General features: G+C 69.8%; 3 protein-coding genes and 1 pseudogene. 3 read left to right on the forward strand and 1 reads right to left on the reverse strand.

The features are described from left to right. Window positions 1–14 precede the first annotated feature (14 nt). The 3 genes from recC to recD are packed head-to-tail and all read left to right on the forward strand — an operon-like array spanning window position 15 to window position 9,812. Window positions 15–3,677: an exodeoxyribonuclease V subunit gamma gene (gene recC / locus DFO68_RS14095; RefSeq protein ID WP_133484270.1), complete on the forward strand. Its 3,663-nt coding sequence runs from the start codon at window positions 15–17 to the stop codon at window positions 3,675–3,677. Then, entirely contained in the window at window positions 3,674–7,618 is a 3,945-nt protein-coding gene (recB, locus tag DFO68_RS14100; protein WP_133484271.1) for an exodeoxyribonuclease V subunit beta, read from the forward strand. Before recC ends, recB begins: the two co-directional genes overlap by 4 nt. Then, a complete protein-coding gene (gene recD, locus DFO68_RS14105; RefSeq protein ID WP_243726526.1) occupies window positions 7,611–9,812 on the forward strand; it encodes an exodeoxyribonuclease V subunit alpha in 2,202 nt (733 codons plus the stop codon). Before recB ends, recD begins: the two co-directional genes overlap by 8 nt. Window positions 9,813–9,935: 123 nt before the next feature. Here recD and DFO68_RS14110 read toward each other — a convergent pair. Continuing rightward, window positions 9,936–10,029: pseudogene (locus DFO68_RS14110) on the reverse strand (IS5/IS1182 family transposase); the annotation flags it as partial.

Genomic DNA, 10,029 nt, shown 5'->3' on the forward strand with positions numbered 1-10,029 from the left:
GAAGGAACCGCGCCATGCCCGCCCTCGACGACACCGCCCTGCAGCCTGGCTTTATGGTGATTCACGGCAACCGCCTGGAGGCACTGCGCGGCCTGGTGGTGGCATGGATGCGCCGCCACCCGCTCTCGCCGCTGGAGAACGAGACGATCCTGGTGCAGAGCAACGGCATCAGCCAGTGGCTCAAGCTCGCGCTCGCCGAGGACCGTGCCCACGGCGGCGCCGGCATCGCCGCCGCCCTGGACGTCACCCTGCCGGCACGCTTCCTCTGGCAGGCCTACCGGGCTGTGCTGGGAGAAGAGCAGGTGCCGCCGGTCTCGCCCTTCGACAAGCCGCGCCTGGTGTGGCGCTTGATGCGCCTGTTGCCGGCGCTGCTCGACTCGCCCACCTTCGCGCCCCTGGCGCATTTCCTGGATAACGACGGCGACCTGCGCAAGCGTCACCAGCTGGCCGAGCGCCTGGCCGACCTCTTCGACCAGTACCAGGTCTACCGCGCCGACTGGTTAACCGCCTGGGCCGCGGGCGACGACGTGATCCTCACCGCCCGCGGCGAGGTGCGCCCACTGGCCCCGGAACAGCGCTGGCAGGCCGAGCTGTGGCGGGCGCTACGCGATGACATTGGAGAAGAGGGCCTGGCCTCCAGCCGCGCGGCGGTGCATGAACGCTTCCTCGAGGCGTGCCAGGCGCTGACGAGCGAGAGCCCTCAGCTGTCCTTTGAAAGCCCTCAGCTGTCCTATGAACAGCGCCGGCCACCGGGCCTGCCGCGCCGAGTGATCGTCTTCGGCATCTCCTCGCTGCCCGCCCAGACGCTGGAGGCGCTGGCCGCCATGGCGCGGGTCAGCCAGGTGCTGCTCTGCGTACACAACCCCTGCCGTCACTACTGGGCAGATATCATTGAACACAAGGACTTGTTGAGAGCAGAGAGACGCCGCCAGCAGCGCCGTCCCGGCATGCCGACGGATCTCGCCGAGACCGAGCTGCACCTGCACGCCCAGCCGCTGCTGGCCGCCTGGGGCAAGCAGGGGCGCGACTACCTGCGCCTGCTCGACGAGTTCGACGAACAGCAGGCCTACTGCAGCCTGTTCGAGGGCGAGGCGCTGCGCATCGATCTCTTCGACTCACCGCTGGAGCAGGAAGATAGCGAGGCCGAGCCCAGCCTGCTGCGCCAGCTGCAGGACGACATCCTCGAGCTGCGCCCGCTCGCCGAGACCCGCGAGACCTGGCCCGCGGTGGAGCCGAGTCGTGACCGCTCGCTGCGCTTCCAGGTCGCCCACAGCGCCCTGCGCGAGGTAGAAATCCTCCACGACCAGCTGCTGGCCGCCTTCAGCGAGGACCCGACCCTCACACCCCGGGACATCCTGGTGATGGTGCCCGATGTCGACCAGTACGCTGCCGCCGTGCAGGCGGTATTCGGCCGGCTAGCCCCCGACGACCCGCGCCATATCCCTTTTACCCTCTCCGACCAGGCGAGCCGCCACCGCCTGCCGCTGCTGATCGCGCTGGAATCACTGCTGCGCCTGCCGGAGCTGCGCCTCTCGGTGAGCGACCTGCTCGACCTGCTGGAGGTGCCGGCCATCCGCGCGCGCTTCGCCATCCCGGAGGGTGGCCTGCCCACCCTGCGCCGCTGGATCGAGGGCGCCGGCATCCGCTGGGGCCTCGACGCCCGCCAGCGCCAGAGCCTCGACCTGCCGGAAGGCCTCACCGCCAACACCTGGGCCTTCGGCCTGCGCCGGCTGCTGCTTGGCTATGCGGTGGGCGACGCCGCCGAGGGCCACTGGCAGGGCATCGAACCCTATGACGACATCGGTGGGCTGGAGGCGGCGCTGGCCGGCCCGCTGGTGGAACTGGTCGACACCCTGGAGGAACAGTGGCGCACGCTTGCCGAACCAGCCGACGTAGCCACCTGGGGCGAGCGGCTGCGCCACCTGCTGGAGACTTGCTTGCTGGCCGAGTCCGACCAGGACCTGATGGCGCTGACCCGCCTCGAGCAGGCCCTTGACGCCTGGCAGGAGAGCGCCGAGGAGGCCGAACTCAGCGAGCCCCTGCCGCTCTCGGTGGTGCGCGAGCACTGGCTCGCCCAGGTGGACGAGGCAAGCCTCTCCCAGCGCTTCCTGGCCGGGGCGGTGAACATCGCCACGCTGATGCCGATGCGCGCCATCCCTTTCCGCCACGTCTGCCTGCTGGGCATGAACGATGCCGACTACCCGCGGGTGCAGCGCCCGCTGGACATCGACCTGATGGCCCAGGACTACCGCCCCGGCGACCGCTCGCGCCGCGAGGATGACCGCTACCTGTTCCTCGAGGCGCTGCTCTCGGCCCGTGACCGACTGAGCATCAGCTGGGTGGGGCGCAGCATCGTCGACAACAGCGAGCAGCCGCCCTCGGTGCTGCTCGGCCAGCTGCGCGACCACCTGGCCCGCGGCTGGCGGCTGGCCGGAAAGGCAGACGATAGCGACGGCAAGGCGCTGCTGGCGGCGCTGACCACCGAGCACCCGCTGCAGCCCTTCAGCATCGACTATTTCCGCGAAGGCTCCCACCTTGCCACCTTTGCCCACGAGTGGCGGGAGCTACACCGCGCTGATGTCGCTCCTGCGTCGCCGGCGGGGGAGGAGGCCCCGCTGGCCCCCTTCCGCCAGGAGAGCCCGCTGACCCTGGCCCAGCTGGGCCAGTTTCTCAAGGCGCCGGTGCAGGCTTTCTACACCACACGGTTGAAAGTGCATCTGGAGATCGAGGCCATGGAGCGCCTCGACCACGAACCCTTCGTTCTAGACGGCCTCGAACACTGGCAGCTCCAGCATGCGCTGATCGAGGCGAGCCGCGCGGCGGTGGAGGCCGGCGAGCCCCATGAGCCCGCCATGCTGGCCACCCTGGAGCGCCTCGAGCGCCAGGGGCGGCTGGCCATGGGCGGCTTCGCCGAGCAGATGCGCGACAAGCTCGTCGAACCCATGGACACCCTCTTCGCCGAGTATCGCCAGGTACTCGACGAGTGGCCCCACGCCATGCACGAGCCGCTGATCGTTTCGCTGGAATGGCGGGACACCCTGGGCGGGAGCCTGGTGCTGGAGGACTGGCTGGGCGAGCTGCGCGTCAACGACGCCATGGAGCGCTGCCGGGTGCTGCTCACCACCAGCAGCCTGATCAAGAACAACAAGTACCAGTGGCGACACTGGCTCCAGCCCTGGGTCGCCCACCTGGCCGGCCAGCGGGAGGGGCCCATGACCACCCGGCTGCTCTCCCGCGCCGGCGGCGGCACCCTCGCCCCGCTGCCCGCGGACGAGGCACTCGCGCACCTGGCCAACATCGCCACGGCCTGGCAGCTCGGCATGTCCACCCCGCTGCCGCTGGCCCGGGACACCGCCTTCGCCTGGCTGGAGAGGGGCGGCACGCCCCAGGCCATGGTCCGCTGCCTCGCCGGCGAGGCCAGCGAGGAGGACGCCAAGGCCTGGAAGGCGCTGGACAGCGCCTTCCATGGCAGCGGCTACAACAACGACCACGGCGAGCGCGGCCGCGATGCCTACCTGCAACGCCAATGGCCGGAGCTCGAGGCGCTGGTCCAGTCGGCGGAAGGAGGCGGCTTCGCCGAGCTCGCCGAGCGACTCTACGCCCCGCTGCTGCGCGCGGTGAAGACGCCAAAGGCGAAAGAGGGCAATAGCGGCAAGGGCAGGGGAGGCACGCCATGAGCACACCGGAACAGACGCCACCCACCCTAGACCCGATCCACCTGCCGCTCACCGGCAGCCGGCTGATCGAGGCCAGCGCCGGCACCGGCAAGACCTTCACCATCGCCCTGCTCTACGTGCGCCTGGTGCTGGGCCCGCGGGACGAGGCGGACGCCGAGAGCTTCCCCCGGGCCCTCACCCCACCCGAGATCCTGGTGGTGACCTTCACCAACGCCGCCACCCGAGAACTGCGCGACCGCATCCGCGCCCGGCTGGTGGAGGTTGCCGATGCATTCCAAAGATCCCTTGGGGGTCTGACCCCAAAGTCCGCTGAGGGGTCTGACCCCCTGATCGCCCTCCGCGATAGCTACCCCGAAGAGCGCTGGCCAGCCTGCGCGCGCCGCCTGCAGCTCGCCGCCGAGTGGATGGACGAGGCCGCGGTCTCCACCATCCACGCCTGGTGCCACCGCATGCTGCGTGAGCACGCCTTCGAGAGCGGCAGCCTGTTCTCCCTGGCGATGAACCTCGACCAGTCGGAGCTCGAGCTGGAAGTCGCGCGAGACTACTGGCGCAGTTTCTACTACGCGCTGGACGCCGAGGCCCTGGCGGTGGTCAACCGCTACTGGAAAACCCCCGATGCGCTGGCCGACGACGTGCGCCGCCTGCAGGGCGATGCCGACCTGCTGCCCGACGCCCCGCCGCCCGCCGAGGCTCTCGCAGCCATGCAGGCCGAGCGCGAGCAGGTGCTGGGCGAGCTCAAGGCGCCCTGGCCCGCCTGGGTGGATGAACTCGCCAGGCTGTTCGATGAAGGTCAGCAAGCCAAGGCGTTCAATGGCAGCAAGATGCGCAAGGACCATCGCAGCAACTGGCTGGACAAGCTGCGCGAGTGGGCCACAACCGACATGGATTGGCCGGACCTGGATCGCAAGGCCGCTGCCTGGCACCGTCTGACACCCACGGGCATCGCCGAGATCTGGAAGACGGGCGAGCCGCTGGACCACCCGGCCCTGCACGCCCTGGCCGAGCTGCCGACACGCCTCGAGGCCCTGCCCGATGCCCACGCCGACCTGCTGGCCCACGCCGTGCATTGGATGAGCGAGCGCCGCGAGCGCATGCAACAACGCCGCGCCGAGCTCGGCCCCGACGACCTGCTCGAGCGCCTCGACCGCGCCTTCGAGGGCCCCGCCGGCGAGGCGCTGGCGGCCCACGTGCGCCGCCAGTTCCCGGTGGCCCTGGTCGACGAGTTCCAGGACACCGACCCGGTGCAATATCGGCTCTTCGACCACGTCTACCGTCTGGCCGAGGCCCCCGACCCCGACGCCCCCAGCAGTATCCTGCTGATCGGCGATCCCAAGCAGGCGATCTACGCCTTCCGCGGCGCCGACATCCACACCTACCTGCAGGCGCGACGCGACACCGCGGGTCGCCACGTGACACTCGGCACCAACTTCCGCTCGGCCACCGCCATGGTGGAGGCGGTCAACCGGGTGTTCCGCTTCGCCGAGACCCACCCCGCCGGCCGCGGCGCCTTTTTGTTCAAGACGCCCGAGGGCGACAACCCGGTGCCTTTTTTACCCGTGGCAGCCAAGGGCAGGAAGGATTCACTGACCCGCGACGGCGAACCGCTGCCGGCCATGACGCTCTGGCACCTGCCAACCGAGGACGGTGCTTCCGAAGAGGGCATGAGCAAGGGCGCCTACTTCAAGGCGATGGCCGCGCGCTGCGCCACCCGCATGGCCGAGCTGCTGCGCGAGGGCCAGGCCGGGCGCACCGGCTTCAGCGAGCCGGACGAGCCTTTTCGAGCACTCAAGCCCTCGGACCTTGCCGTGCTGGTCAACAACGCGAACGAGGCGAAGGCGATCCGCGGCGCGCTGCTCGAGCGCGGCATCAAGAGCGTCTACCTCTCCGACAAGGAGAGCGTGTTCGAGACCCCGGCGGCCCTGGAGCTGGAGGTGTGGCTGGCCGCCTGCGCCGAGCCCGACAGCGAGCGGCACCTGCACGCGGCACTGGCCATGCCCAGCCTGGGCATGGGGATCGCCGATCTCGACGCCCTGCAGCACGACGAGCTGGCCTGGGAGGAGCGCGTGCTGCAGTTTCGCACCTACCAGCGCCAGTGGCAGCGCCAGGGCGTGCTGCCCATGCTGCACCGGCTGCTCGCCGACTTCGCCGTGCCCACCCGGCTGCTCAAGAGCGCCAGCGGGGAAAGACAGCTCACCGATCTTCTGCATCTCGGCGAGCTGCTGCAGGAGGCCAGCGCCGAGCTCGACGGCGAGCATGCCCTGCTGCGCCATCTCGGCGAGGCCCGCGCCCATCCGCCACAGCAGGCCGACACCCACCGCCTGCGCCTGGAGAGCGATGCCGACCTGGTGCAGGTGATCACCATCCACAAGTCCAAGGGGCTCGAGTACCCGCTGGTCTTCCTGCCCTTCATCTGCGCCTTCCGCGAGAAGAAGGCCAGCGACCTGCCGCTCACCTGGCACGACGAGGCGGGCCGGCGCCACCTTTCGCTGGCAGCCGACGAGACGCTACTGGCCCGCGCCGACGACGAACGCCTCGGCGAGGATCTGCGCAAGCTCTACGTGGCGCTGACCCGCGCCCGCCACGCCACCTGGCTGGGCATCGCCCCGCTCAAGGGGCTGGAGCGCAGCGCCATCGGCCAAGTGCTCACCGCCGGGGCACCACTCTCGCCGCCCTCGACCCAAGCCCTGCTCGATGCCCTCTTCCCCCTCGCCCAAGGGGCAGAGGAGACGGAACTGACGGTGCAGCCGACCCCCGAGCCCGATGACTTGATAGTGCCTATCGAGGCGAACGGCGAGACGCTGCGCGAAGCCCTCACCCCGGCCCGCCGCGCCCACGATCACTGGTGGATCGCCAGCTACTCGGCGCTGCGCCTGGGCGGCGAACGCATCGGTGGTGAGGAAGCAGAGCCCGAAACGGCGCTGTTTATGGAAGAGCCCGTTATGGAAGAACCCGAGACCGCGCTCTTTATAGAAGAGCCCGAGACCGCTCTTGAAGCCACCGCCCGGGAGATGCGCGACGAACCGAGCGACAGAGCACAACTGGATATGGAACGCCATCGAGCGAAGGCAAGACAAGGCGATATCTTGCGAGAAAACGGAGTTTACAAGTCAGTAAATGAGTATTTCGAGCAAGATATCAACGCCGTATTGTCGAGCGCAGATCGTTCCATGCACCGCTTCCCTCGGGGGCCGGCTGCGGGCACCTTCCTCCACGGCCTGCTGGAGTGGGCCGGCCGCGAGGGCTTTTCACGGCTGGCCGCCGAGCCCGAGCGCCTGAATGACACCCTGGCGCGGCGCGCCAACCTGCGCGGCTGGCGCGAGCGCATCCCGGCACTCCAGGCCTGGCTGCGTGGCCTGCTGGAAAGCGAGCTGCCGGTGCCGCAGGCCCCGGAAGGGCCGGTGGCGCCGCTGCGCCTCGACCGGTTGGAGAGTGATCACTACCAGGTGGAGCTGGAGTTCTGGTTCGCCGCCCACCAGGTCGACACCGCCCGCCTGGACGCACTGGTGAGCGCTCACACCCTGGGCGGCACCGCCCGCCCGGCGCTGGAGCACGACCGGCTCAACGGCATGCTCAAGGGCTTCATCGACCTGGTGGTGGAGCACGAGGGGCGCTTCTACGTGCTCGACTGGAAGTCCAACCACCTGGGCCGCGACGACGAGGCCTACGCCGAGGCGGCCATGGCGGAGGCGGTCCGCGAGAAGCGCTACGACCTGCAGTACTGCCTCTACCTGCTGGCCCTGCACCGCCTGCTCAAATCGCGGCTGCCGGACTACGACATCGACCGCCACCTGGGTGGGGCGCTCTACGTCTTCCTGCGCGGCCAGCACGCGCCCTCCCGCGGGGTGCATCGCGAGCGCCCGTCCCGTGAGCTGATCGAAGCACTGGACGCCCTGTTCCGCGATGCCCAGCATGTCACGACAAAAGAGCCCAGCCATGAGTGACCACCCGCACACCGACGAGGCCCTGCACGACACCGAGGCGCTGTTCGCCCTGCTCGACCGCTGGGTGGCCCGCGGCTGGCTGCGCGCCCTGGACCGCGCCTTCGCCGCCTTCCTGGCCCGCGAGGTAGCCGACGCCCCCGCGCCGCTGCTGCTCGCCGCGGCGCTGGCCAGCCACCAGCTCGGACGCGGCCACGTCTGCCTGGACCTCGCCCAGACCCTCGCCGAGCCGGATCTCGCCCTCTCGCTGCCGCCGGAGGGCGACAGCCTGGAGGACCCGCCGCCACGGCCCAGCCAGCTGCTCGGCGAGCTGGCGCTGGCCGACTGGCAGCAAGCGCTCACTCACCCGCTTGTCGTCGGCCACGGCCCCGGCAACACCCCGCTGGTGCGCGACGGCACCCGGCTCTACCTGCGCCGCTTCTGGCACCACGAGCGCTCGATCCAGCAGCATATCGCCGCTCGACTGGCGCCATCGGCGCCGCGCGATGGCACCGATCGACGTCCGGAACCGGCCACCGATACGTCGACGCTCTCCCAGGCCCTGGCCGCCCTCTTCCCCTCCAGCGACACCCTGGACTGGCAGAAGGCCGCCTGCGCCCTGGCCGCCCGCTCGCCCTTCGCGGTGATCACCGGCGGCCCCGGCACCGGCAAGACCACCACCGTGGTCAAGCTGCTCGCGCTGCTGCAGGCCCTGGCACTGGGGGAAGGCCCGCGAGCGCTACGCATCCGCCTGGCCGCTCCCACCGGCAAGGCCGCCGCACGGCTCAACGAATCCATCGCCGGGCAGGTCTCGGGGCTGGACCTGACAGCGCTTGCGCCGCTGCTTGCCGGTGCCGAAGACGAGACCACCCGGCTTCGCCAGGCGATTCCAACGGAGGTCACCACCCTGCACCGGTTACTGGGCTCGCGCCCCGATACCCGCCACTTCCGCCACCACGCCCGCAACCCGCTACCAGTGGAGGTACTGGTGGTGGACGAGGCCTCCATGGTCGACGTGGAGATGATGGCCGCACTCCTCGACGCCCTGCCACCTCGCGCCCGCCTGGTGCTGCTGGGCGACAAGGACCAGCTCGCCTCGGTGGAGGCCGGCTCGGTGCTCGGCGACCTGTGCGCCCGGGCCGAGGGCGGCCACTACACCCCGGCAACCGCTGCGTGGCTGAGCCAAGCCACCGGCCAGGCGCTGTCGCCGGAGATGCTCGACGCCGATGGTGCCCCGCTGGACCAGGCCATCGCCATGCTGCGCGTAAGCCACCGCTTCGATGCCGAGAGCGGCATCGGCCGGCTCGCCGGTGCAGTGAACGGCGATGTGCCGGGCAGAGAGAAGCGCGACGCCATTCGCGCGGTACTTACCCACGGCTATGCCGACCTCTCACACCTCAAGCTCGAGACCGACCACGACCGGAAGCTGGAGCAACTGGTGGTTTCGGGGAACGCCGCGGGCTTCCCTGATCGAGGAAAGAGCCGCGGCAAGGGCCACACATTGCGCGGCCAGCCGCTACCGCCGCCGGTGGGCTATCGCCACTATTTAGAGGTAATGCAGAACCTGGAAGCCATGAAGCACGCCGCGCCGCAGGCAGGCGCGGATGGCGAGATCGACCGCGAGGCCCTGGACGACTGGGCCCACGCAGTGCTCACCGCCCACGGCCAGTTCCAGCTGCTCTGCGCCCTGCGCCGCGGCCCCTGGGGCGTGGAGGGGCTCAACGAGCGCATCCGCGTCGCGCTGGAGAAGGAAGGACTGATCGACACCGGCGACGGCCGCCGGCTCTGGTACCCCGGCCGCCCGGTGCTGGTGACGAGCAACGACTACGGCCTGGGGCTGATGAACGGCGATATCGGCATCACCCTGGCGCTGCCGCAGCCGGCAAGCCCAAGCGATGGCGCAAAACGCGGCCCGGCGCTGCGCGTGGCCTTCCCCGCCGGGGACGGCAGCGGCCAGATCAAGTGGGTGCTGCCCAGCCGCCTGCAGGCGGTGGAGACGGTCTACGCCATGACGGTACACAAGTCCCAGGGCTCGGAATTCACCCACACCGCCCTGCTGCTCCCCGACGCCCCCAACCCCATCCTCACCCGAGAGCTGGTCTACACCGGCATTACCCGCGCCCGCCACTGGCTCACCCTGGTCGAGACCGGGCGCGGCCAGCTGCTGCATGCGGTGGAAAGAAGGGTGATGAGAGTGAGTGGGTTGGGGAAAATATAAAAAACTGCCATTGCCTCTACAGGCAATGGCAGTATTCGGCCAGAAGCGGACGACCAGGCGAGCCTGACCGTAGAGCTAACGTGCGCCGTTTGCGGCGTCACCGTTAAGCAGCTTGTTAAGAGCCTATTTCGATAGGCATGTCCGCCACGTGATGATGCCCAGCGCCAAGTGGAGCATCGCCAAGTAGGTATCGGCCCTTTTCTCCCAGCGCACCAGG

Origin of the sequence: Halomonas ventosae, assembly GCF_004361885.1 — a bacterium.
Classification (GTDB): domain Bacteria; phylum Pseudomonadota; class Gammaproteobacteria; order Pseudomonadales; family Halomonadaceae; genus Halomonas; species Halomonas ventosae_C.